The 22,378-nt window shown below is 67.6% G+C and carries 21 protein-coding genes; 9 read left to right on the top strand and 12 right to left on the bottom strand.

Annotated features, from left to right (window positions below; genetic code table 11):
- Nucleotides 1–70: 70 nt before the first annotated feature.
- The 5 genes from CXY91_RS04415 (at nt 71) to CXY91_RS04395 (ending at nt 5,331) form a co-directional block, all read left to right on the top strand.
- The gene (locus tag CXY91_RS04415; protein ID WP_100959451.1) at nt 71–916 is read left to right on the top strand and encodes a helix-turn-helix domain-containing protein; all 846 of its coding nucleotides are present in this window, start codon (nt 71–73) and stop codon (nt 914–916) included.
- Between the two features lie 66 nt (nt 917–982).
- Complete coding sequence (locus CXY91_RS04410; RefSeq protein ID WP_100959450.1) at nt 983–1,702, top strand: alanyl-tRNA editing protein; 720 nt, start codon at nt 983–985, stop codon at nt 1,700–1,702.
- An 8-nt stretch (nt 1,703–1,710) separates the two neighbouring features.
- On the top strand, nt 1,711–2,649 hold the full coding sequence (locus tag CXY91_RS04405) for a DMT family transporter (protein ID WP_100959449.1): 939 nt from the start codon (nt 1,711–1,713) through the stop codon (nt 2,647–2,649).
- Nucleotides 2,650–2,655: 6 nt separating this feature from the next.
- Nucleotides 2,656–3,753 carry an acetylornithine deacetylase gene (argE, locus tag CXY91_RS04400; protein ID WP_100959448.1) on the top strand — a complete coding sequence of 366 codons (1,098 nt, stop codon included), beginning with the start codon at nt 2,656–2,658 and terminating at the stop codon, nt 3,751–3,753.
- Nucleotides 3,754–3,855: 102 nt separating this feature from the next.
- Complete coding sequence (locus CXY91_RS04395) at nt 3,856–5,331, top strand: AMP-binding protein (protein ID WP_100959447.1); 1,476 nt, start codon at nt 3,856–3,858, stop codon at nt 5,329–5,331.
- 2 nt (nt 5,332–5,333) lie between these two features.
- On the opposite strand, the gene CXY91_RS04390 is transcribed toward CXY91_RS04395, so the two are convergent.
- The 3 genes from CXY91_RS04390 to CXY91_RS04380 all read right to left on the bottom strand — a co-directional run bounded on the left by CXY91_RS04390 (nt 5,334) and on the right by CXY91_RS04380 (nt 8,133).
- The gene (locus CXY91_RS04390; RefSeq protein WP_100959446.1) at nt 5,334–6,218 is read right to left on the bottom strand and encodes an MBL fold metallo-hydrolase; all 885 of its coding nucleotides are present in this window, start codon (nt 6,216–6,218) and stop codon (nt 5,334–5,336) included.
- Nucleotides 6,219–6,255: 37 nt separating this feature from the next.
- Nucleotides 6,256–6,993 carry a DUF1013 domain-containing protein gene (locus CXY91_RS04385; RefSeq protein ID WP_091838848.1) on the bottom strand — a complete coding sequence of 246 codons (738 nt, stop codon included), beginning with the start codon at nt 6,991–6,993 and terminating at the stop codon, nt 6,256–6,258.
- 141 nt (nt 6,994–7,134) lie between these two features.
- Nucleotides 7,135–8,133, bottom strand: a complete 999-nt coding sequence (locus CXY91_RS04380) for an NAD(P)H-quinone oxidoreductase (RefSeq protein WP_100959445.1) — start codon at nt 8,131–8,133, stop codon at nt 7,135–7,137.
- Nucleotides 8,134–8,212: 79 nt separating this feature from the next.
- Here CXY91_RS04380 and CXY91_RS04375 point away from each other — a divergent pair, with 79 nt between their 5' ends.
- The 3 genes from CXY91_RS04375 to rcdA all read left to right on the top strand — a co-directional run bounded on the left by CXY91_RS04375 (nt 8,213) and on the right by rcdA (nt 9,896).
- Nucleotides 8,213–8,410 carry a DUF1192 domain-containing protein gene (locus CXY91_RS04375; RefSeq protein WP_091839418.1) on the top strand — a complete coding sequence of 66 codons (198 nt, stop codon included), beginning with the start codon at nt 8,213–8,215 and terminating at the stop codon, nt 8,408–8,410.
- A 436-nt stretch (nt 8,411–8,846) separates the two neighbouring features.
- Nucleotides 8,847–9,005 carry a hypothetical protein gene (locus CXY91_RS30010; RefSeq protein WP_158673259.1) on the top strand — a complete coding sequence of 53 codons (159 nt, stop codon included), beginning with the start codon at nt 8,847–8,849 and terminating at the stop codon, nt 9,003–9,005.
- 363 nt (nt 9,006–9,368) lie between these two features.
- Entirely contained in the window at nt 9,369–9,896 is a 528-nt protein-coding gene (rcdA, locus tag CXY91_RS04370; protein ID WP_091838862.1) for a protease adaptor protein RcdA, read from the top strand.
- Between the two features lie 219 nt (nt 9,897–10,115).
- Here rcdA and rpmE read toward each other — a convergent pair whose 3' ends face one another.
- The gene (rpmE, locus tag CXY91_RS04365) at nt 10,116–10,349 is read right to left on the bottom strand and encodes a 50S ribosomal protein L31 (protein ID WP_091839422.1); all 234 of its coding nucleotides are present in this window, start codon (nt 10,347–10,349) and stop codon (nt 10,116–10,118) included.
- A 144-nt stretch (nt 10,350–10,493) separates the two neighbouring features.
- Here rpmE and CXY91_RS04360 point away from each other — a divergent pair, with 144 nt between their 5' ends.
- Nucleotides 10,494–12,272, top strand: coding sequence for an ABC transporter transmembrane domain-containing protein (locus tag CXY91_RS04360; RefSeq protein WP_100959444.1), 1,779 nt, complete (start codon nt 10,494–10,496; stop codon nt 12,270–12,272).
- 93 nt (nt 12,273–12,365) lie between these two features.
- Here CXY91_RS04360 and CXY91_RS04355 read toward each other — a convergent pair whose 3' ends face one another.
- From CXY91_RS04355 to CXY91_RS04320, 8 genes are all read right to left on the bottom strand, one after another.
- On the bottom strand, nt 12,366–14,120 hold the full coding sequence (locus tag CXY91_RS04355; protein ID WP_100959443.1) for an ankyrin repeat domain-containing protein: 1,755 nt from the start codon (nt 14,118–14,120) through the stop codon (nt 12,366–12,368).
- A gap of 349 nt (nt 14,121–14,469) precedes the next feature.
- Nucleotides 14,470–15,660: an ABC transporter substrate-binding protein gene (locus CXY91_RS04350; protein WP_100959442.1), complete on the bottom strand. Its 1,191-nt coding sequence runs from the start codon at nt 15,658–15,660 to the stop codon at nt 14,470–14,472.
- Nucleotides 15,661–15,697: 37 nt separating this feature from the next.
- On the bottom strand, nt 15,698–16,720 hold the full coding sequence (locus CXY91_RS04345) for an N-acetylglucosamine-6-phosphate deacetylase (RefSeq protein WP_100959441.1): 1,023 nt from the start codon (nt 16,718–16,720) through the stop codon (nt 15,698–15,700).
- Nucleotides 16,721–16,727: 7 nt separating this feature from the next.
- Nucleotides 16,728–17,471, bottom strand: coding sequence for a glucosamine-6-phosphate deaminase (locus tag CXY91_RS04340; protein WP_100959440.1), 744 nt, complete (start codon nt 17,469–17,471; stop codon nt 16,728–16,730).
- Nucleotides 17,472–17,636: 165 nt separating this feature from the next.
- Nucleotides 17,637–19,055, bottom strand: coding sequence for a peptidoglycan-binding domain-containing protein (locus CXY91_RS04335; protein WP_100959439.1), 1,419 nt, complete (start codon nt 19,053–19,055; stop codon nt 17,637–17,639).
- A gap of 127 nt (nt 19,056–19,182) precedes the next feature.
- Nucleotides 19,183–20,202: a peptidoglycan -binding protein gene (locus CXY91_RS04330; RefSeq protein ID WP_100959438.1), complete on the bottom strand. Its 1,020-nt coding sequence runs from the start codon at nt 20,200–20,202 to the stop codon at nt 19,183–19,185.
- A gap of 177 nt (nt 20,203–20,379) precedes the next feature.
- Nucleotides 20,380–21,423 carry a flagellar motor protein MotA gene (locus CXY91_RS04325; RefSeq protein ID WP_100959437.1) on the bottom strand — a complete coding sequence of 348 codons (1,044 nt, stop codon included), beginning with the start codon at nt 21,421–21,423 and terminating at the stop codon, nt 20,380–20,382.
- A gap of 86 nt (nt 21,424–21,509) precedes the next feature.
- Nucleotides 21,510–22,298, bottom strand: coding sequence for an inositol monophosphatase family protein (locus CXY91_RS04320; RefSeq protein WP_091838901.1), 789 nt, complete (start codon nt 22,296–22,298; stop codon nt 21,510–21,512).
- Nucleotides 22,299–22,378: the final 80 nt, after the last annotated feature.

The following is a 22,378-nucleotide window of genomic DNA, read 5'->3' as shown; positions in this document are numbered from 1 at the left end:
TGACGGACGCCGGGCTTGGACGCGATCGAGGGATCGTGCGAGACTGCGCCGAGATGAGAGGAATGCGCCGTTGGCCCGTGTCGATAGGCACAATACCGCACGCTACTGGAACGCGACCGGCGTCGACGGACTCAGCTGCCTCCACGCCGATTTCACCACGCATGACTACGCGCCGCACCAGCACGAGGCCTTCGTCGTCGCAGTGACGGAGAGCGGCGGCTCCGAGTTCAAGAGCCGCGGCCGCAGCGACGAGGCTCGCGAGAGCGTGCTGCTCGTCTTCAACCCCGCCGAGCCCCATTCCGGCCGCATGGGCTGGAGCAGAAGCTGGCGCTATCGCTCGTTCTATCTGACGCAACCCGCCATCGATCAGGTCACGGCCGATCTCGGCATCGATCGCCCGGCCTATTTCATGCGCAATGTCATTGGTGACGCCGATCTGATCGCGGCTTTCGGCCGGCTGCATCGCAGCCTGGATGACGGCCATGATCCGCTCGAAGAGCGCGAACTCCTCGTCGCCAGCTTCGGCCAGCTCTTCGCGCGTCATGGCGACGGCGCCCACGCGATCCCGATTGCGCCGCGCGACGAGGCCGCGCTTTCGCTTGTGGCCGGGCGGATGGCCTCGCAGCATGCGGAAAGCGGGCTGAGCCTGACCGAGATGGGGCTTTGGGTCGATATGACCCCGTTCCAGCTCATCAGCCTGTTCAAACGCACGGCCGGCCTGACGCCCCATGCCTATCTGACCCAGCTCCGGCTGAAGGCGGCGATCCGGGAGCTGAAGGCCGGCGTGCCGATCGCCGACGCGGCGCTGGCCAGCGGCTTCTATGACCAGAGCGCCCTGACGCGGCACTTCAAGCGCTCCTTCGGCATCACGCCCTTGCAGTATCAGCGGGCGGGCGCTGCCGGCCGCGCCCGCTGATCGGTCAATTTCCGCCAATACGGTTCCAAGCCGCGTCCCCAGACTTCTTCGAAAAGGAGTCTTCGTGTGACGCGCTATTTCTGCCTGGACGAGCCGGAGGTGTTCGCCCTCGAAACCGTCGTGACGGCCGCAGAGCCGGGCCGTATCCGGCTCGATCGATCGCCGTTCTATCCCGGCGGTGGCGGCCAGCTTCCCGACAAGGGCACATTGCAATGGTCGGGCGGCGAGGTCGCGATCGCCGGCTTCGAGGACGCAGGCGATGGCATCTGGCATCTTCTGGCCGAGCCGATCTTGCTCTCGGGGGCCGTGGTCGCCGAGGTCGACCGCCCGTTCCGGCAGCTCATGCGCGAGCTCCATACCGATCTGCACATCGTCAATGCGCTGGTCTATCAGGGCTTCGACGGCGCGCTCGTCACCGGCGTCCAGATGAATGAGGACGGCACGGCGCGGATCGATTTCGACCTGCCGGAGGCCGACAATGAGCGCCTGCGCGGTCTGGAAGGCGCCATCAACGACGTGATCAGGCAGGACCTGCCGGTCCGTGAGACCCATGTCGGCGAGGGCGAGGCCTTCGACGAGCCCGGCCTGATCCGTTCGCGCTCGGTCACGCCGCCGCCGACGGCCGATGGCCGGATCAGGGTCGTCGAGATCGCCGGGCTCGATCGCCAGGCCTGTGGCGGCACGCATCTGGCGTCTACGGGAGCGTCGCGCCCGCTGCGCATCCTGAAGATCGACAACAAGGGCCGGCACAATCGGCGCCTGCGCATCGGCCTCGACGGCGGGTGAGGCCGGCCATGTCCACGCTGCTGAAAGGGCTCTGGGGGCGTCCGCTCCTGCTGCTCTGGCTGCCGCCATTGTTCTGGGCCGGCAATCTCGTGCTCGGGCGCGCATTGGGGCCGAGCTTTCCGCCGGTTTCGCTCGCCGTCGGGCGCTGGCTCGTGGCGCTGGCCTGCCTTGCTCCGTTCATCGGCCGGCAAGCCTGGCGGCAGCGGGCGCTGCTGCGGCGGCACCTTGCCCTGATCGCCGCCTGCGGCGCCTTCGGCATCGCCGGCTACAACGCGCTCGGATATCTCGCCTTGCGGACGACGCCGGCCGCCAGCGTCGCTTTCCTGAACTCGACCCTGCCGCTGATGGTGCCGCTCGCGGCCTTCGCGCTCGGTGTCGAGCGTGTCTCCGGCCGGACGCTCGCCGGCATCGCGCTGTCCTTCACCGGCGTGGTCTGGATCGTCGCGCGCGGCGACCTGCAACAGCTCGGGGGATTGCGGGCCGATGGCGGCGAGCTCCTGGTGCTGATCGCCGTCGCCAACTACGCGATCTATTCCGTCTTGCTGCGGCGCAAGCCGGCAAGCTTGAGCCCGCTCGTCTTCCTGGCCGCGACGATGGCGGCGGGCCTGCTGGTGCTTGCGCCGTTCTGGGCGTTCGAATTGGCGCAAGGCGCGCACATCCCGACCGATGCGGGCTCGGTTGCGGCGGTTCTCTATATCGGCGTGTTCGCCTCGCTGATCGCCTTCATCCTCTGGGGCCATTGCGTCGCGACGCTGGGCCCGAGCGTCACCGGCGTCTCGTTCCATCTGGTCGCGCTGTTCACGGCGCTGCTCGCGGTCGCGGTCCTGGGCGAGCCGGTGCGTGGCTTCCATCTCGCCGGCATGGCGCTGATCCTTGCCGGCTTCTTCCTCGCGACAGGAAAGTGGACAGGCACGCGGCTGCAGCCGGCACGGCAGCGGGGCGCTTAGGCCGACATGGATACCGCCGAGATCCTGCGCAGGCTCGTCGCCTTCGACACGACATCGCGGCGCTCCAATCTCGACCTGGTCCACTGGGCCGCTGACTATCTGGAAGGTGCGGGCGCGCGGATACGCCTGACCAGCGACACGTCGGGCGAGAAGGCCAACATCCTGGCGACGATCGGGCCGGATGCGCGGGGCGGCATCGTCCTCTCCGGGCATACCGATGTCGTTCCGGTCGACGACCAGGACTGGGTGAGCGACCCGTTCTCGCTCGCGAGCCGGGACGGGCGACTGCACGGCCGCGGCACCGTCGACATGAAAGGCTTCGTCGCGGCCTGTCTCGCAGCCGTTCCCGGCTGGCGGGCCCGGGAGCTGCGGCGGCCGATCCATCTGGCTCTGTCCTATGACGAGGAGGTCGGCTGCCTTGGCGTGCCCTCGCTGATCGCCGACATGCTGGCGCATTGCCCGCGCCCGGCACGCGCCATCATCGGCGAGCCGACACAGATGCGCATCGGGCTCAGCCATCGCGGCTTCTACGGCTATCGCAGCGTTTTCCATGGCCGCGCCGCCCATTCGAGTGACCCGCGCCGCGGCGCCAGCGCGATCGAGCCGGCGGCGGCATTCGTCGCAGCGCTCGCCGGCTTCGGGAAGCAAGATGGCCGGGCGCTGACCACCGTCAATGTCGGCAGGATTACCGGCGGCAGCGCCATCAACATCGTTCCCGAACGCTGCGAGGTCGTCTGGGAGTTCCGGCCGCCCGACGAAACTGCCGTTGGCTTCGTCCTGGCCGAGATGGAGGGTTTCGTGGCGGGACTGCCTCCGGGTGTGAGTGTCGAGACGATGCCGTTGGCGCGGGTGCTGCCGCTCGATTGTGCAGTGGTTAGTCCGGCTGTAGCGGTGGCGCGCGAGCTCGGCGGGCTGTGGCCGCCGCTTGCGATGCCGTTCGGGACCGAAGCCGGCTTCTTCCAGCAGGCGGGCATCCCGGCCCTGGTCTGCGGTCCCGGCTCGATCGCGCAGGCACACCAGCCGAACGAGTGGATCGCGATAGCCGAGCTGGATGCCGCGGATCGCTTCCTCGCGCGTGTCGGCGCCTGGGCTGCCGCACCTTGAGGTGAACAACGGTCGGCAGAAGGTTCATGCCGTTTTCGACGACCCGATTTTACCTGCCGCTAAAGACTCCAGCGTAACGTTCGAGGCCGAAACGCGGTGCGTATGGCGGTGTTCGACGACATCATCGACAGTCTCTTCGACGCGACGCCGAAGCTGATCATGACCGCGACCTGCGGCATCGAGCCGACGCGCGTGGTCGAATACAAGCCGCTGCTCGACGCGGCGATCGATCTCGCGACGCATAAGCCAAATGCCTGCATCGTCTTGCAGCGGCCGCAGGTCGACGCCTCCATGCATGTCAGCCGCGACAAGAACTGGCGCACGCTCGTCGCCGCTGCGCGGGCAAACGGCCGCAAGGCCGACTGCGTCGAGGTCGCCGCGACCGACCCGCTCTATGTGCTCTACACTTCCGGCACCACCGGCAGGCCCAAGGGCGTGGTCCGCGACAATGGCGGGCACATGGTCATGCTGGTCGCGACCATGACCCAGCTCTACGACGTCAGGCCCGGCGAGGTGATGTTCACCGCCTCCGATGTCGGCTGGGTCGTCGGCCACAGCTATATCGTCTACGGCCCGCTGATCCAGGGCGCGACCTCAATCCTCTACGAGGGCAAGCCGGTCGGCACGCCCGATCCCGGCGCGTTCTGGCGGGTGATCGCCGAGCACAAGGCGGTGGCGATGTTCACCGCCCCGACCGCCTTCCGGGCGATCCGCAAGGAGGATCCGCAGGCGACCTATCTCAAGAATTACGACCTTTCGCAGTTCCGCACGCTCTTCCTCGCCGGCGAGCGGGCCGATCCCGATACGCTGAAATGGGCAGAGGATGTGCTCGGAGTGCCCGTGGTCGACCATTGGTGGCAGACCGAGACCGGCGCCTGCATGGTCGGCAACCCGGTGGGACTGGGATTGCTGCCGATCAAGCACGGCTCGCCGAGCGTGCCGTTGCCGGGCTACGACATCCAGTGCCTCGACGAGGGCGGCCGGCCGGTGCCGGCGGGAACGATGGGTGCGATCGTGGCGAAGCTGCCGCTGCCCCCCGGCGCATTGCCGACGCTGTGGCAGGACGACGAGCGCTTCCGCAGCGCCTATCTCGAGACCTATCCCGGCTTCTACAATACGTCCGATGCCGGCTTCATCGACGAGGACGGCTATGTCTTCATTATGGGCCGCACCGACGACATCATCAACGTCGCCGGCCACCGGCTCTCGACCGGCGGCATGGAGGAGGTGCTGGCCTCGCATCCGGCCGTGGCGGAATGCGCAGTGGTCGGCATCAGGGACGCGCTCAAGGGCGAGCAGCCCTGCGGCTTCGTCGTGATGAAGGCGGGGGTGACGCAGTCGCCGGCCGAGGTCGAGAAGGAGCTGGTCGGGCTGGTGCGTGACAAGATCGGTCCCGTCGCCGCCTTCAAGCTGGCGATCACCGTGGCGCGTCTGCCGAAGACGCGCTCGGGCAAGATCCTGCGCGCGACGATGAAGAAGATCGCCGACGGCGAGGAGTATGCGATGCCGGCGACGATCGAGGATCCGGCTGTGCTGGGCGAGATCGGGACCGCGCTGAAGGGCAGGGGGCTGGGCTAAGCTCAGAACCCGATCGCGGCGCCGTTCCAGCGCAGCAGCCGCGCCGGCAATTCCAGCCGCATCAGGTCCTCGCCGACGACCAGCGGTCCGGCATAGCCGCCGGCCCGGACTTCGGCGAAGAGCGCCGCGGTGTCGGCCCCCGGCGGGACGAGATGGGTCAGCGCCAGCGCCTTGACGCCGGCGCGCCGGGCGAGGCCGGCCACGACCGCCGGGGTCATGTGATAGCTCTGCACCGACGCAACCGTTTCGGCCGAACGCACACCGGCGGTCACCGGCATCTGGCTGTCGATGAAGACCTCGCAGACCAGGAGATCGCAGCCATCAGCGGCCTGTTCGAGCGATGGCGTCAGGCGGGTGTCGCCGGAGAAGACGATGCGGCTGCCATTGGCCGAGAGGCTGAGCCCGAAGGCCGGTTCGACCGGCTTGTGATCGACCAGGAAGGCTTCGACTGCGAGGTCGCCAAGTCCCGCTACCGGGCCTTCCCGCAGTTCCTCGAACACGACCTCCAGGCCGGTCGCGTCCGGGCGCTTCTCGAAGGCGATGCGCAAGGCGCGCTCGCGGGCGAAGGCCTCGTACTGGCCGCGCATATTGGCGAGCGCCGGCTCGGGCGCGAGCACGCGCCAGGGCCGCTTGCGGCCCTGATGCCAGGACGAGACGATCAGCTGGTAGAAATCGACCAGATGGTCGGAATGCTCATGGGTGACGATCAGCGCGTCGATCTGCGCCCCGGCATGGCCGGCGGCGACGAGGCGCTGGCTGACGCCCGAGCCGCAATCGATCAGAAGCTTGCTGCCGCCCGCCTCGACCAGATGGGCAGGGCCGGCGCGGCGCAGGCTGACGGGCGGTGCGCCGCTGCCGAGAAAGGTGAAGGCGAGGTCCGTCGTCATCGTCGCTCGCCTCCGATCCTAATCCGGCCGGCCGGACTCAGTAGCCGCCGTCGTCATCCTCGTCGTCAGCCGGGCGCTTGAGCTGCTTCAGCTTGGCGAAGACCGAATCGACGTCGATCTTCTCCTCGTCCTGGCGCTTCGGCCGGCTCATGTCGGCGAAGGGCTGCGAGGACGGCGCCGGCTCGGGCGCGGTGGTCTCCTCGGCCGGGAGCAGGGTCGAGCCGGTGTTCTGCAGGACCATGGCCGGACGCTCCTTGGCGGCGCGGGCCACTTCGAAGTCGAGGTCGATCTGCGAGGTCAGGCCGAGGCTGACCGGGTCGATCGGCTGCAGCTGCTGGGTGTTCCAGTGCGTGCGGTCGCGAATCTGGGCGATCGTCGTTTTGGTCGTGCCGATCAGGCGGATGATCTGCGCGTCCTTGAGCTCGGGATGGTTGCGCAGCAGCCAGAGGATCGCGTTCGGGCGGTCCTGGCGCTTCGAGACCGGGGTATAGCGCGGGCCCTTGGTGCGCTTGATCTCCGGCACCTTGACCTTGCGCTCGGCGAGCTTGAGCTGGTGCGCCGGGTTCTTGGCGGCGCGCTCGAGCTCCTCGCGGGTGAGCTGGCCGGAGGTGATCGGGTCGAGGCCCTTGATGCCGGCGGCGACTTCGCCATCGGCGATGCCACGGACTTCGAGCGGATGCAGTTTGCAGAACTCGGCGATCTGCTCGAAGGTCAGCGAGGTGTTCTCGACCAGCCAGACCGCAGTGGCTTTCGGCATCAGCGGCGTTTGTGACACGGGCCGTCTCCTGGAATGTCGCGGGCAATAGCTCTCGGGCGCCGACCGGCCGCCCCGGCCGGTCATCCAAATCATCGACGATGAGGAGGATAGGCCGCCTTATAGGCAAAGCCGGGAAGGCTGTCCAATCAATCCGATCGCTCAGATCGTCAGCACGATCTTGCCGATATGGGCGTTGCTCTCCATCAGCCGGTGGGCTTCTGCGGCCTGTGCCAGCGGGAAGCGGGCGTGGATCACCGGCTTGCAGCGCCCTTCGGTCAGCAGCGGCCAGACCTTCGCTTCCAGCTCGCGCGCGATTCCCGCCTTCTCGGCAATGCTGCGCGGGCGCAGGGTCGAGCCGGTATGGGTCAGCCGCTTCATCATCAGGCGGCGGAAATCGACCTCGGCCTTGGGCCCGTTGAGGAAGGCGATCTGGACGATGCGGCCGCTCTCCGCGGCGGCGTCGTAATTGCGGTTGATATAATCGCCGCCGACCATATCGAGGACCAGGTCGACGCCGCGTCCGCCGGTTGCGGCCTTCGCCGCTGCGACGAAATCCTCGGTGCGGTAGTTGATGGCGTGGTCGGCGCCGAGGTCACGGCAGGCGGCGCATTTTTCGTCCGATCCCGCGGTCGCCAGCACGGTCGCGCCAAAAGCCTTGGCGAGCTGGATCGCGGTGGTGCCAATACCCGAAGTGCCGCCATGCACCATGAAGCTCTCGCCCTTCTTCAGCCCGCCGCGCTGGAAGACATTGGTCCAGACGGTGAAATAGGTCTCCGGGAGGGCGCCGGCCTCCTCCAGCGACAGCCCGGACGGAATCGGCAGGGCATTGTCCTCATGGACCACGGCATATTGCGCATAGCCGCCGCCGGCGACGAGCGCGCAGACCTGATCGCCGACCTGGTAGCGCGAGACGCCTTCGCCGAGCGCGACGATCCGGCCGGCGATCTCCAGCCCGGGGATGTCGGACGCGCCGGGCGGCGGGGCATAGCCGCCGAGGCGCTGCAGCACATCCGGCCGGTTGACGCCGGCGACCGCGACATGGACGAGGAGCTCGCCGGGACCGGGCTGCGGCACCGGGCGCTGCTGGGCTTTGAGCACATCCGGGCCGCCGGGGGCATCGAAGCCGATGGCGGTCATCATCGCGGGCAGGGCAGTCATGCAGTGTCTCCTCGCCTGTGGTCTCGGCGTTCGCGTCCGATTAAGCTCCCGCGCTCCGAGGATGCAAGGCGAGGCTATGATGGCTGGATTTCTCGACGACGATCGCCCGGCGCCGAAGCGGGCCCATGAGATCGGGCAGGACCTGTCGCAACTCGCGGTCGCCGAACTCAGCGAGCGGATCACGCTTCTGGAAGCGGAGATCGAGCGGCTGAAGGAAGCGCGTGAGAAAAAATCGGCCTCGCGTTCCGCAGCCGACGCCTTCTTCAAGAAGGCCTGAGGCGAAACCGCGGCGGTCAACAGGGTTGGTCGGTTGGGCAGCAATTTGTGCGAGATTGAGTCCTTCCTGCCACGCGACAAGATGCGCCAGCAGATGAACGGATATTCATCTTCGCGGTGCGGGTCGAAACGCCTATCCTGAGGACGTGGACAGAAGGCGGCCGAATGCCGCCCGCCCTTGCCGACGCAATGTCGCGGCCGGGGTCGCTTCCGACAATGACAGCAGGTGGAAACGCGCGGAGAGACGGCTGGGTGCCGTCCCCGATCGCGTGCCCGCCTTGCGACAGGAGACAAGACGATGCGCTTCGTCGCACTCGCCACGGCCTTGCTCGCCGCAGCACCCGCCATCAGCCGTCGAGGACACTGCCAGGATCGGGCTGCGCGAGGATGGCGGCAAGCCGCTCGCCGCTTTCCAGCTCCGTTGGCCGCAGACCATTGTGACCATGCAGGCACCGGTCACGGTGCTCGGCGGCCACAGCATCGAGATCCGGCGCGAGATCGCGCCCAGCGTCAGCCTGGGAGGGACCTATCGCTATTCGCTCGGCGAGCGCTTCGTCAGCGAGCGCTTCGGCCTGAAGCTGACGGTGACGCGCTGAGGTTCTGCAATGCGTCAGGATCGTTCGAATTTGTCGCGTTTTCGGGCGGCGTTAACGGTCGCTTAACGATTCCAAAGTATGAATCGCATCATCCAGTTTGTCTGGATGTCGAGTGGCTCCTGCCCACTCTGTTTGACGCCTCCCTGTTGACCTTCGAGCCGCCCTCAAGGCGGCTCTTTTTTTGGTCTGGTGCCCGGATTCTCGGGCAGGGCAAGGCGTCGCCGGGCCGGACCATCGCACCGTTAACCTTAATGATACGTTACCGCGGCGCCGACAGAGTGATGGCGTTATCCTTGCGATGTCCCGGCCAGTCCGGCGTCGCGTCCCTCGATCGCGCGCCACTGTGCCGATTGGAGACATGGGATGACCGATTTGACGATGCTGAGGCCCGAGGCCGACGATGGCGCGATCCCGTTTGCGCGCAGCTTCGTCAAGTCCGAGGCGTTCATGCAGCTGTTCCGCGAGGGGATGGGTTTGGTCGAGGCCACCGCCTCCTACCTCGACGGCGAGGGGCGGGCCGAATCGGCCGCTCTGCAGCGCGAGGTCTCGCTGACCTATGCGACCGAGAGCATGCGCCTGACGACGCGGCTGATGCAGATCGCCTCCTGGCTGCTGGTGCAGCGCGCCGTCGCCGAGGGAGAGATGAGCGCCGAGCAGGCGCGCAGCGAGCACAACAAGGTGCGTATCGCTGAGCCGATGCTGCAGCCGAGCAGCGCCGAGGCGGCGCGTCTGCCGCAGCGCCTGCGCGATCTCGTGGCCCACTCGATCCGCCTGCAGGAGCGTATCCGCAATCTCGACCAGCAGATGTCGGGCGCTGTCCGCCCCGCGCCGGCAAATCCGGTGCGCGGCCAGATCGAGAGCCTGCAGGCCCGGCTCGGCCTGCTGCGCTGAGAAGGGCGCGTCATGCTCAGGCTTGCGCCGAGCATCTCAGGCCGGAGGGGGCTCCGATAGAGCCTTCTCGTTATAGGATTCTCGGGTCTGCGCTGCGCTTCGCTCGAGAACGACGGCAAGTCTGACCGCGGCGTATCGTCGCCGCCAATGCAAAAAGCCCGGCCGCGAGGCCGGGCTTCTCTATTTGGCTCTCGGGCCAGAAGGCCCGGAAAACACAAATTACTTCTTGCCGAGGGTGCCCAGCGCGCCGAAACGCGAGTTGAAGCGCGAGACGCGGCCGCCACGGTCCAGCATGTGCTGGGTGCCGCCGGTCCAGGCCGGGTGGGTCTTCGGGTCGATGTCGAGGTTGAGGGTGTCGCCCTCCTTGCCCAGCGTCGAACGCGTGAAGTATTCGGTGCCATCGGTCATGACGACCTTGATGGTGTGGTAGTCGGGATGAATGCCGGTCTTCATGGCGAAATCCTCAATTCGAAAAGCTGGCGGCCGGAACTCGGCGCGCATCGCCGGCTCTTCGAACAATTCGTATGAGCCTGTTGTGAAGTGGGCTGCCCATAGCGCAGCCGCGGCGACGGTGCAAGCTTTTCGGGATAGGTAAGCGTGGCGAACGAGATCAAGGAAGACCAGAAGGCGCGGCCGGATTTCAGCGCGCTGCGCTCGTTCTGGCCCTATGCACTGGCGCAGAAGCAGCGGATCGCCTTCGCGCTGGTCGCGTTGATCGTCGCCTCGGTCGCGACTCTCGCGCTACCCATGGCGGTCCGGCGTGTCATCGATGTCGGCTTTTCCGGCGGTGAGCAGCAGCTGGCGAACTCTTATTTCGCGATCCTGATCGGCGTCGTCGCCGTTCTGGCGCTGGCGAGCTCGTTTCGCTTCTATCTGGTGATGACTGTGGGCGAACGTGTCGTCTCGCAATTGCGCTCCGACGTCTTCGCCCATCTGACCAAGCTCGAGCCGGCCTTCTTCGACGCCAGCCGGGCCGGCGACCTGGTCTCGCGCCTGACCGCCGATACCACGCAGATCAAGTCGACCTTCGCCTCGACCGCCTCGATCGCCTTGCGCAACGGCATCATGTTCCTCGGCGCTCTGGCGCTGATGGTCGCGACCAGCCCGCAGCTCTCGGCGATCGTGATCGGCGCGATCCCGCTCGTCGTGCTGCCGCTGGTCTTCTCCGGCCGCAGCGTGCGCAAGCGCGCCCGCGCCGCGCAGGACCGGCTCGCCGATGCCTCCGCCTTCGCCTCGGAGGCGATCGGCGCGATCCGGACCATGCAGTCCTTCGGCGCCGAGCGCGCGACGACGCAGCGTTTCCAGGGGGCTTCGGACGGTGCTTATGAGGCCTCGCGCGATGCGACGCGCTCGCGCGCCTGGCTCTCCGGCATCGCGATCTTCCTGGTCTCGGCCAGCGTCGTGCTGGTGCTCTGGGTCGGCGCGACCGAGGTCTTCGCCGGGCGGATGAGCGGTGGGCGCCTGTCGCAGTTCGTACTCTACGCCGTGCTGGCGGCAAGCTCGCTCGGCCAGCTCTCGGAGGTCTATGGCGACATCTCGGCTGCCGCCGGCGCGGCCGGACGGCTCGGTGAGATCCTCGCGACCAAGCCGGCGATCGCCGCGCCGCCGCACCCGAAGGCGTTGCCGACACCGCCGGTCGGCGCGCTGTCCTTCGAAGGCGTCTCCTTCCGCTATCCCGGCCGCAGCAACCTCGCGCTCGCCGATCTCGATCTGGCGATCAAGCCGGGCGAGCGGGTCGCGCTGGTCGGTCCGTCCGGCGCCGGCAAGAGCACGGTTCTGCAATTGGCGCTGCGCTTCTACGATCCCTTCGCCGGCCGCGTCGTCGTCGACGGCGTCGCCGGGCCGGAGGCCGACCCGACCGACTGGCGCAGCCGCTTTGCGCTGGTGCCGCAGGAGCCGACCGTGTTCGGCGTCTCCGTCGCCGACAACATCGCCTATGGCCGTCCCGGAGCGAGCCGGGCCGAGATCGAGGACGCGGCACAACTCGCCGCCGCCGACGGCTTCATCCGGGCGTTGCCCGAGGGCTACGACACCATCATCGGCGAGCGCGGCGTCACCTTGTCCGGCGGCCAGCGCCAGCGCCTGGCCATCGCGCGGGCCGTGCTGAAGGATGCGCCGATCCTGCTGCTCGACGAAGCGACCTCGGCGCTCGATTCGGAAAGCGAGCGCGCCGTGCAGGATGCACTCGACCGCCTGATGCAGGGGCGCACGACTTTGGTCGTGGCTCACCGCCTTGCGACGATCCTCTCCGCCGACCGCATCCTGGTGATGGAAGACGGGCGCGTGGTCGAGGAGGGCACGCACGCCGCCCTCGTCGCCAAGGGCGGGCTCTATGCGCGCCTCGCTGCGCTCCAGTTCGGGCTCGAGGCGGCTTAGCTTCCTTCTCCCCTCGGGGGAGAAGGTCCCGGCAGGGGGATGAGGGCGGGCCGACTGGGTTGACGAGAGAGGGCCGCTTGCGCAGCCCTTCCCTCATCCGTCAGCGCTTCGCGCTGCCACCTTCTTCCCCGAGGGGAGAAGGGGAGCTGCCAGCAGCGCTGCGGCATCTAGCAGCCCCCGCTTGTGCGCGACCTGCGCCGGCATCAGCCCTTCCGCATTGCGCACCGTCGGATCGGCCCCCGCCGCGAGTAAGAATTCGACGAGATCGCAGGCGCTGGTGTCGTCGTCGGGCAGGCAGAACAGCGGCGCCTCGCCCAAGCGCGCCGGCGCATTGGCGAGTGCCGGTTCCTCTGCAAAGAGCGCCTCCAGCCGCTCGATCTCGGAGGCCTCGCACAGAGCTTCGATGTCGTGGCTGCGTGAGGCCAGATAGATCTGCGCGGCGCTGGCGCCCTGATGACGCGCCCAGCCGAGCGGCGTCGAGCCATAGCGGCGCTCGATCGGATCGATCTCGGCGCCCGACTCGACCAGGAGCGCGACGATCTCGATCGCATCGCTCCCCGCCGCCTCATGCAAGGCGCGAACGCCGTCCTGCGTCCCGGCATCCGGCGAGACGCCGAGGCGCAAGGCAAGAGCTGCGATCTCCGACTTGCCCTGCCGGATCGCGACGAAGAGCGGCGCCGGGCTGAGCAGGAACTCCTGATTGCCCGTGAGCAGCCGGCGCGCTTCGGCCTCATCGCCGCGTGCGACCGCAGCGGTGAAGGCCTCCTGTCCATCGAGCTCGACCGGGCTGGCGCCATTGTCGACGAGCAGGCGAACGAGATCGCTGCGGCCGTCAAGCATGGCCTGCTTGACCAGGCTCTGTTTCGAGTAGGCGTTGAGCGCCTGCGCATTGGCGCCATGGGCGAGGAGCCAGGCGGCCCGCTTCGGCTGGCGCGGTACGGCGTTGCCGAGCAGGTAGTCGAGCGGCGGCGCCGGCAGTTCGCGGACGGGCTCATGCCAGCGCCGGGTCTCGCCGCGCTTCTCCGTCTCGCTCCAGAGCAGGTCGAGCCAGGTGACGTCGTCGGCGCCGAGCGAGGAATTGTAGAGCGCCTGGCCATTCAAGGGGTCGGCGCCGCGCGCGATCAGCAGCCGCGCCAGTGCTTCGGCCTGCGGATGCGGCGGCTGGTTGTTCTCGCCGCCGCCGATGACGCCGGTGAGCGGCGTGAAGTGGTTGGTGCCGTCGCTGAACAGCGCGTTCGGATCGGCGCCATGGTCGAGCAGGAGCTGCGCGATCGCGACGGCGTTGTGCGACTGCGCTTCGTTCGGCAGCCGCGTGAAGGCGAGGCGGACGAGCGGCGTCCAGCCGTCGAACTCGCTAGGCCTGTCCGCGAGCTTGGCATCCTTGCTGAGCCAGGCGCTGACGGCAGCGAGATCATGCGCGGCGACGGCGGCGTGGACGCTGTCACGAGCGATCTCGGGATGGCGTTCGAGCAGGCGCTGCGCCAACCCGCCGCGCGCCGGCCGGTCGGCTTCGTATTCGCCCCAGCGTTGCGTGCCGGGCTTGACGCCATAGCGCAGCGCCGACTTCTCCAGGAACAGCGCGACGAGCGCGGCATGGCCGCGCGCCGCGGCCTCGCGCGCGATGAGTTCCTGTTTCAGCGCCGCCCAGTTCGCCTGCCCGTAGTCGCAGGCGAGGGCATGCTGGACCTCGCGCAGCTTCGGCACGGCGGCATGGTTTGGGATCAGCTTGCGGAAGCGGACAATGGCCTCTGCATCGCCGGCCTCGATCTCCTTCAGCCAGCGCTTGGCCTGGCGGCGGATCGTTTCGAGGGTCGAACGGGGCGTGAGTTCGCGGGTCGCGTCAGACATGGGTCTTCCTTCCGGGATCAGCCTGATGTCCGCTCGACAGGCCGGAAGAAAGCGATGATGCGATGTCGTCGCCTGGATATGGGTGGGAGCAGGCTCCCTTGCCGCGGACTGGTGGCGCCCCACGCGCTCTGCGGCGATGAAAAGCGCAGGGGGGCGGGGAAGTCAATCGGCATTGATGCCGGCCGCGACGCCTCTTCCTTCTCCCGGATGGGAGAAGGTGGCGCGGAGCGCCGGATGAGGGCCTGCCTTGTCGGCAGGGGGCGCAACGGAACCGTAGTGCCTTTACAATCGGCGGCGGTCCCTCACCCCTGCCCCTCTCCCATTCGGGAGAGGGGTTTTGCGCGGAGCTTCACTTCGCCCGCTTCGCCCCCACCAGCTCGTCCCACTTGCGGAAGGCGACCACCATCTTGTCGGGCTTCAGCGGCAGTTCGATCGGGTTGTTGGCGATGAGATCGGCATATTCCGGCCGGCCGAACTCGGCGATGACCTTCTGACTCGATTCCGGCGCCAGCGAGAGCGGCACGTTCTTCACCGCCGGGCCGGGATAGAGATAGCCCTCGTCATAGGAATAAGCCTGCATCTTCGGCGTCAGCACATGCGCCATGATGTCGAGCACGACGGCGAGCCGGTCATTGGGCAGGCCCTTGGGCACGCACATGAAGAAGGCGTCCGAGACCCAGTGGAAACCCTTCAGCGTCTGAATCCTGGCTTCCTTCGGCACGATGCCGAGCGCGCGGGGATTGATGTCCCAGCCGGTGGTCGAGATGATGATGTCGCGCGAGCCGTCGCCGAACTCCTTCATCGTCGCGCCTGTGCCGGCCGGATAGTACTCGATGTACTGGCCGAGCTCCTGCAGATAGGCCCAGGTCTTGTCCCAGCCGCCGACCGGGTCCTGCGGGTCCTTGTCGCCGAGGAGGTAGGGCAGTCCCATCATGAAGGTGCGGCCCGGGCCGGAATTGGTCGGGCGGGCATACATGAACTTGTTCGGATTGGCCTTGGCCCAGGCGAGCAATTCCTCGGCCGTGGTCGGGACGTTCTTGACCCGGTCCGGCATGTATTCGAGCAGCGGGCCGGAGGGGTAGTAGTTGACGACGACGCCGAAGCCGTCGCCCTGCGCCTTGTGCAGGTTGAGCGCGGCCGGCTCGTAATTGGCCTCGATGTTCGGGAACTTGTCGGCAAAGTCGGGCAGGATCTTCTGCCAGAGCTTCTGCTCGAGGCCGGCGGCGAGGCCGTCGCTGCCGGTGAGGATCAGGTCGAGATCGACCTTGCCGGCATCCTGCTGGGCCTTGAGCTTGCTGGCGAGCTCGGGGGCAGGGGCCTTCACGAAGGCGATGCGCGAGACCAGCTTGGGATTGGCGGTGCGGTAGTCCTCGAAAGCCTTCTGCATCAGCGCCAGCGCGCCGCCGACATCCATGACGCTGATCACGACCGGGCTCGTCGGCAGCGGCGGCGAAGCGGCGAGCGCCGGCCCGCTCGCTGCGAGTGCGCCGAGACCGCCGAGCACGGTGCGGCGGTCGATACCCTCAGGATACTTGGTCATTGCCTTCCCCTCTTGTTGTCGCGCCGTTCGGCGGCGCTCATGCGTCGTAGTGGCGTTCCTGGTCGGCGAGGCGGACGCGCCTGATGAAAAGCTCATCCGACCACTCGACCTCGCCCTCCGCAAGCACGAGGCCATGCGCCGCGAGCGCCGGCCGGATCGCGGCAAGCGCATGGTCGGAGGCCATGGCGAAGGCCTGAGCGGGTGTCGCGATGCCCCAGGAGACGACATTGCGGACGGCTTCATCCAGGCAGAGGGCCGAGCCGGCGAGCAGGCCCGCCTCCTGCCGCACCGAGCCATCCGGCATGCGATCGACCGCCATGCCGGCGAAATGATAGCGGCCGATCGGCGCCGCGGCCGCGACCACCGCATCGGTGACCAGAATCGAGCGCTCTAGGCCCTTGGCCCGGATCAGCGCAGCGAGCGCCTTCGGATGGACATGGATGCCGTCGGCGATGAAGCCGGCCATCAATCGGTCCTCGGCGAGCTGGGCGAAGATCGGATTGGCGAGCTTGTGCAAGCTCTGCGGCAGGCCATTGCCGAGATGGGTCGAGAGCGACAGGCCTACATCGGCCGCAGCAGAGACCTGATCGAAATCGGCCGCTGAATGCCCGACGGCGACGATCTTGCCGGCCTCGGCCAGGCTCTTCGTCAGCCTGATGGCGCCCTCGCGCTCGGGGGCGAGCGTCACCATCAGGATCGGCCGCGACAGGCCACGCTCGACCTCGGCGATCAGCTCGGGCCTCGCCGCGGTCATCGCCTGCGGCGGATGGCAGCCATGGTAGCCCGGCGCCGGGTTCAGGAACGGGCCTTCGAGATGATAGCCCGGGCACATCAGGGGCCCGAGCCGGCTCTCGGCGACGGCTTTGTCCAACGCCTGAAAACGCTCGACCAGCTCGTGCGGATGGGCGGTGATGATCGTCGGCAGGCACTGCGTCACGCCGGTCGCGAGCATCGCCTCCAGCGCCCGGTCGAGATCGGCAGGAGTGATCGCCGGGTCGTTGAAGTCGACGCCGGCGAAACCGTTGATCTGGAGATCGACGAGACCGGGCGAGGTCGGCATCTCAGCCTCAGCTCGTCTTCAGCAGCGAGGCGGCCGGCGGATCGAGGAACAGCACGGTAGTGGGATGGCGCTGCAGGATCGAGGCCGGATGGAGCGGGGTGACCTCGCCTTCGAGCGCATCCTTCACTGCCTGCGCCTTACGCGCATCCGGCACCGACAGCACGATCAGCTCGCTCTTCAGGATCTGGCGGATGCTCATCGAGATCGCCTGCTCCGGTACCGCTTCGAGGCTTTCGAACCAGCCTTCGCCGAATTGCTGGTTGCGGCAGGCCTCGTCGAGCGTGACGACGATGTAGGGCTCCTCGGTCTCGAAATCGGCCGGCGGGTCGTTGAAGGCGAGATGGCAGTTCTCGCCGAAGCCGGCGAAGCAGAGATCGATGCGGCGCCCGCCGATCAGTGCATTGAGGCGCTTCGTCTCGGCGGCGGGATCGCCCTCGCCATTGACCGGAACGAAGGCCGGCTTGACGGGGAGCGGAGCGAGGAAACGCTCTTTCAGATAGCCGCGGAAGCTCGCCGGATGGCTCTCGGGCAGGCCGACATATTCGTCGAGATGGAAGGCGGTGACCTTCGACCAGTCGATGCCTTCGGCCACAACGAGGTTCTGCAGCATCTCGAACTGGCTCGCGCCGGTGGCGACGATGATCGTCGCCTCGCCATGGCGGGCGATGGCGACGCGGATCGCCTCGGCGCCGAGCGCGGCGGCCTGCCGGCCGAGCTCGTTCTTATCGGGGGTGATGCGGATATCGATCATGCTGCTCCTGCCGGGCTCGGCTGCGGCGAGGTTGGTATACTACCATACCAGAGGCGAGCCTAGCATGGCTGTGGGGCGACGCATCCCTTGCGAAGGCATGGCGCTTCGCAGCTTTTCGCATTAGCCCCGGCCATGAACCGCCATGCGGCGCAGGCCTCCGTCACGTCAGCCGGGATTGCACAGATCGATGTCGACGAAGTCCATCGTCGGTCCCATGCCCTCGATGATCTCGTACATCAGGTTGCCGATCTGGGTCGAATGCTCATGGGCCCCCATGGCGTGGCACATCTCGTGGGCGAGGGCGATGATGAGCTTCTTCTGGTCGTCGCCGTAGTTCTGCATGAAAACGCGGTCGTGATAGGTGACCGCCACCGTACGCTCACCCTTCAGACGCCACATGAAGTAGACGACCTTGCTGCGGTTGCCCTTGAGGCGATCGAACTCGTTGTCGAACACCCGCTGCTTTCCGCCCGCGAAGTGGAACACCGCGTCGCTTCCCATTTCAGCCGCGACGCGCTGGCCTGCATCGAACGGGTCGCCGAGGTCCTCGTCGACCGCGAACGGCATCGAACCGTGATAGGCGATATCGATATTGCACCACGATTTGAAGAAGCGCGTCAGCGAGGCCATGGCGGTCTGGACATCGCTCTCGCTGTATTGGCTGCGATTCTTCCTGGCGTCGGTGACGAAGACTGCACGGGCGTGGACAGAGATGGCGCCCTTGACGCTGAGCAGCGCGTCCCGGGCAAGAACTTCCTCCCAGCTTTCGCCGTCGGCGCGGAGCATCAGGACTCCGGTGCCGGCGCTTACCCCGGTCACCGTGATGTCCCTGACCCCGGGGCCGGCGGGGATCGTGACCACCGAGTCGACCGGCGCCGTAGGCGCGCCGTCGATCGCGACGGTAACATTGGCCGGCACACGCAGGCGCGTTCTCGCGCCGTATGTCATCGCGGTGATCGTGCGCGTGCCGTGCAGCGGGACCATCTGGTAATTGACGCCGGCCAGGACCGAGGCGCCGCCCTCGCCGCGACCGCTGCCGACGCCGACCATCAGCTTGGGTTTTTCCGCATTCGCCGCGACCGGCGCCGTTATGCGCTGCCGGTTCGAGCCCGCCACGATCGCAGACCGATCGTCCGCAGCGCTCGCCACGAAACCGCCCGCTCCCCGCATGTCGGCCTGCCGACGGGCGATGGCGAGCATCCGGCGGCCCTGGAGCGGTGAGCAATTGGGCGAGGCACAGCGCGACGTGCCGCTCGATATGCCCTTGACTTCCAGGGCCTTCATTTCCTCGTCGAGGGCAGCGATCGTCATCTTGCCGACGATCGCGTCCTCCTTGGACTGGTAGCTGCGGTTGATGATCTTGCGCTTCTGCTTGAAAGCGAGGACGGCCCGTTCGGTCGAGGCTCCGTAGATGCGGCCGCGCCACTCGGCCGGATCGATCACTGCATCGTCCAGGGCAGCCAATGCAGCCTGGATCTTGCCGACATGGACGCCCTTGGCGCCGCGCAGGATATGCGAGGCGTCGCGAACGGCGCACTGCTCCAGCGCCTGATTGCCGGCGAAGAGAAAGGATTTGAGGGCCACCACACGTCTCCAGGTTACGCGGCCGCTCATCAGGACCGATGCCGCCGGTTGCCGCATCATCCGTTTCGTGTAGGCCGCGAAGTTCGGGGCGTGGCGACGGAGTCGCGTACACCGCCAAGCCTGCGGTTCACCGTTCGGTGATCTTGAACTCGATCCTGCGGTTGCGGCGCCAGGCGTCGTCATTGTTGGCGACGTCGAGGGGCTGGAACTCGCCGAAGCCGGTCGCGGCGATACGGTCGGCGGGAATGCCCTTGCTGACAAGGTATTCGACCACTGCCACGGCGCGCGCGGTCGACAGGCTCCAGTTCGACGGGAATTGCGGCGAGCGGATCGGCCGGTTGTCGGTGTGGCCGTCGACGCGCAGGATCCAGGGCAGGTCCGGCGGCATCTCGCGGGCGAGATCGGCGATGATCGCCCCGAGCTTGTCGAGCTCGCCGCGGCCTTCCGGCTTCAGCACGGCCTGGCCGGCGTCGAAGAACACCTCGGACTGGAAGACGAAGCGGTCGCCGACGACACGGATGTCGGGCCTTGTGCCGAGCACCTGGCGCAGGCGGCCGAAGAAGTCGGAGCGATAGCGCGCCAGCTCCTGCACGCGCTGGGCCAGCGCGACGTTGAGGCGCGAGCCGAGCTCGGAGATGCGCGCCTGCGATTCCTTGTCCTTGGCCTCGGCGGCGCCGATCGCCTCCTCCAGTGCCGCGAGCTGGCGACGCATGGCGACGATCTGCTGGTTGACCAGCTCGACCGTGGCCTGCGCCTTGGCGGAAAGCTGCTTCTCGGCGTCGAGCGCCTTCTGCGTCTCGGCGAGCTGGGTCGGCGCGTTGGTGCGGGCGGCGCCGTCGAGCAGGCCCTGGACGCGGGCGCGCTCGGCCTGCTCGCTGGCGAGCGAGGACTGCAGCAAGGCGAGCGAGTCCTTCGCCTCCTTGCCGCTCGAACGCTCGAGGGCGAGCAGGTCGCTGAGCTCGGAGATCTGGCGGTTCAGCCGGTCGAGCACCGTGTCGCGGCCGGAAATCTCCTGCGACAGGAAGAACTGGCCGAGGACGAAGACCGAGAGCAGGAAGACGATGCCGATCAGCATCGTCGAGAGCGCGTCGACGAAGCCCGGCCAGAAATTGACCTCTTCCCGGCGATGCGAGCGCGACAGGGCCATTGGCTCCGATACTCCTCTGCTGCGTGGTCATCCCGGGCGACCGGAGGGAGACCCGGGATCCATTCCGGAACCTCTTTCGGCTAGGCTCCGGAATGGATCCCGGCTCTACGCTGCGCTCCGGCCGGGATGACCAGCGCGGATATCATTAACCTGTCGAACAGCGCCTTCTCGGCGCAATCACGACTCGCTCACCCGCTCGGCGGCGAGGCGCTCGATCAGGCGCTTCAGATCCTTCTCTCGCACGGCCTGCGCCTCGACCCAGTCGCGGATCAATTGCTGCTCGGAGCGCATGTGCTGGACGAGACCCTGGATGCCCTCGGCGAGATTGGCCAGCGCCTGGGTCGCCGCGCGGTTGTTGGAGCCGTCCTGCATGGCGGCCTGGAGCTTGTCGAGGCGCTCGACCACGATGTCGCCGGCGACAGTCGGGCCGGAGGGGGACATCGCCAGCGGGGTCGTCGCGGAATGGCTCGTGGCGGTGCCGAGATAGCCCTCGATCTCGTTGCGGAAACGGCGCTGGCCCTGGCCGACCTGCAGGTCGAGGAAGCCGAGGATCAGCGAACCGGCGATGCCGAACAGCGAGGACGAGAAAGACAGGCCCATGCCGGCGAGCGGGGCGGCGAGGCCGGCCTTGAGCTCGTCGAAGAGCACGCCCGCTTCCGCGCCGGTACGCAGGCTCTTGATGACGTTGCCGACCGAGGAGACGGTGTCGAGCAGGCCCCAGAAGGTCCCGAGCAGGCCGAGGAAGACGAGCAGTCCGGCAAGGTAGCGCAGTACCTCGCGCCCGTCGTCGAGCCGGACCGCGATCGATTCGAGCAGGCTCGTCGCCTGGCTGGGAGCGAGGTTGCGCTGTTCCAGCGCCGGCAGCACGGGGGCAAGCGGGCTGATCACCTGGTTGCGCCGGAGCGTCGCGCCAGCCGGATTTGCGGCGAGGCGGGTAGCAGCGCGCGCCTCGCTGTCGACGCGCCAGAGTTCGCGCAGCGACAGGAGGACGCCGACTGCGAGCGCGCCGACGATCAGGCCGTTGAGCCCGGGATTGGTCATGAAGGCGGTGAGCAGGCCCGCCTGCAGGATGAAGATCAGGAAGCCGATCAGCGCGAGGAAGACCAGCGCGCGGAGAAAATAGCGCAGCGGGCGGGAGAAGCGGAACGTCTGCGGCCGATTGGGGCTCGTCGCTGGGGGCTCCAGCGGCGGGACCTCCGGGGCCGCCTCGTCATTGGCCATGCCTGCTCATCCGATCCGGTTTCGTAGCGCGGGCGACTGTCGCCTCCCGCCACGCTAGGATCAAGCCGAAAACGGCCTCGGTTTCGTCAAAGAACCGTCTTGAGGACTGCGCGCAACGCCGGCTCGCCGGCCTCGTTGCCGCAGATCACGTCCTTGGCCGAGGTCGGCTGCTTGCCGTCGAGCGTGCCGAAGGTGCCGCCCGCCTCGCGCACCATCACCGCGCCGGCGCCGAAATCCCAGGTGTTGAGGCCGCGTTCCCAATAGGCGTCCATGCGGCCGGCGGCGACATAGGCGATGTCGAGTGCGGCCGAGCCCATGCGGCGGACATTGGCGAAGCGGCTCATCACCGCGCCGAGCTCCTTCAGAAAGAGCGGATGGCCGCCCTTGCCGATATGCGGCACGCCCATTCCGATCAGCATGTCCGCCGATTCTCGCCGGCCGGAGACGCGCAGGCGGCGGTTGTTGGCATAGGCGCCCTTGCCCTTCTCGGCGATGAAGAGCTCGTCCTTGGCGGCGTCGTAGATCACGCCGGCGATGAATTGGTTGTCGCGCTCCAGAGCCACCGAGATGTTCCAGTGCGGGATGCCGCGCAGGAAGTTGTGGGTGCCGTCGAGCGGGTCGATATGCCAGCGATTGCTCTCGTCGGTGCCAGCGACGACGCCGCTCTCCTCCATGACGAAGCCGTAGCCGGGCCGGGCCTTCTCCAGCGCCGCGCGCAGGATCTCCTCGGCTTTGTGGTCGGCCTTGGAGACGAAATCGCCCGGGCCCTTGGCCAGGACCTGCAGGTTCTCGACCTCGCCGAAATCGCGCTTCAGCGAACGCGACGCCTTCATCACGGCATCGGTCATCACGGTCATCAGGGGGGAGCGGATCATTGTACAAACCTCGAGGCGCGCGACGCGCGGCAGAAGAGAACAGACTATCAAAGAGCGGTGGTGGAGCTGCGCCGACTTCG

Source organism: Allobosea sp. FBZP-16 (assembly GCF_002831785.1).
In the GTDB taxonomy this organism is placed as follows: Bacteria; Pseudomonadota; Alphaproteobacteria; order Rhizobiales; family Beijerinckiaceae; genus Allobosea; species Allobosea lupini.
Note: the sequence above shows the minus strand (reverse complement) of the source record. Positions and strands in the feature narration are given on the sequence as shown.

Bases quoted from the DNA above. Each gene is read 5' to 3' on its own strand.
- CXY91_RS04405 (WP_100959449.1), top strand. From the start codon at position 1,711: ATGTCCACGCTGCTGAAAGGGCTCTGGGGGCGTCCGCTCCTGCTGCTC.
- argE (WP_100959448.1), top strand. From the start codon at position 2,656: ATGGATACCGCCGAGATCCTGCGCAGGCTCGTCGCCTTCGACACGACA.
- CXY91_RS04395 (WP_100959447.1), top strand. From the start codon at position 3,856: ATGGCGGTGTTCGACGACATCATCGACAGTCTCTTCGACGCGACGCCG.
- CXY91_RS04390 (WP_100959446.1), bottom strand. From the start codon at position 6,218: ATGACGACGGACCTCGCCTTCACCTTTCTCGGCAGCGGCGCACCGCCC.
- CXY91_RS04380 (WP_100959445.1), bottom strand. From the start codon at position 8,133: ATGACTGCCCTGCCCGCGATGATGACCGCCATCGGCTTCGATGCCCCC.
- CXY91_RS04375 (WP_091839418.1), top strand. From the start codon at position 8,213: ATGGCTGGATTTCTCGACGACGATCGCCCGGCGCCGAAGCGGGCCCAT.
- rcdA (WP_091838862.1), top strand. From the start codon at position 9,369: ATGACCGATTTGACGATGCTGAGGCCCGAGGCCGACGATGGCGCGATC.
- rpmE (WP_091839422.1), bottom strand. From the start codon at position 10,349: ATGAAGACCGGCATTCATCCCGACTACCACACCATCAAGGTCGTCATG.
- CXY91_RS04355 (WP_100959443.1), bottom strand. From the start codon at position 14,120: ATGTCTGACGCGACCCGCGAACTCACGCCCCGTTCGACCCTCGAAACG.
- CXY91_RS04350 (WP_100959442.1), bottom strand. From the start codon at position 15,660: ATGACCAAGTATCCTGAGGGTATCGACCGCCGCACCGTGCTCGGCGGT.
- CXY91_RS04345 (WP_100959441.1), bottom strand. From the start codon at position 16,720: ATGCCGACCTCGCCCGGTCTCGTCGATCTCCAGATCAACGGTTTCGCC.
- CXY91_RS04340 (WP_100959440.1), bottom strand. From the start codon at position 17,471: ATGATCGATATCCGCATCACCCCCGATAAGAACGAGCTCGGCCGGCAG.
- CXY91_RS04330 (WP_100959438.1), bottom strand. From the start codon at position 20,202: ATGGCCCTGTCGCGCTCGCATCGCCGGGAAGAGGTCAATTTCTGGCCG.
- CXY91_RS04325 (WP_100959437.1), bottom strand. From the start codon at position 21,423: ATGGCCAATGACGAGGCGGCCCCGGAGGTCCCGCCGCTGGAGCCCCCA.
- CXY91_RS04320 (WP_091838901.1), bottom strand. From the start codon at position 22,298: ATGATCCGCTCCCCCCTGATGACCGTGATGACCGATGCCGTGATGAAG.